This window comes from Melaminivora alkalimesophila (genome assembly GCF_000282995.1).
Lineage (GTDB): Bacteria > Pseudomonadota > Gammaproteobacteria > Burkholderiales > Burkholderiaceae_C > Melaminivora > Melaminivora alkalimesophila.
Map to the genome: position 1 here is coordinate 1 of NZ_ALEE01000604.1, position 238 is coordinate 238.

1 protein-coding gene is annotated in these 238 nt (G+C 73.5%); it reads right to left on the minus strand.

What is annotated here, in order from left to right:
* A partial coding sequence (locus A612_RS11840; RefSeq protein ID WP_040436755.1) for a heparan-alpha-glucosaminide N-acetyltransferase domain-containing protein occupies positions 1 to 238 on the minus strand: 238 nt, incomplete at both ends.

Here is a 238-nt window from a genome sequence, read left to right on the forward strand (position 1 = left end):
AGCGGCGCGGGCCGCGCCAGCAGCATCTTGCCCAGCGCCAAGCCCCACCACACCACGCCCAGCCACGGGAAGACCGGCACATAGTCTTCCGTGTAGGGCCGGCGCGTGACCAGCCCGAGCCAGTTGTGCGCCCGGCTGTCGAGCGCATCGGCAAGCGCTCCCGGGCCGACCGTCGCCTGCACCAGCTGGGGCAGCAGCAAGGCCAGCGCACCCGCCAGCCACAGCCAGTGGCTGCGCC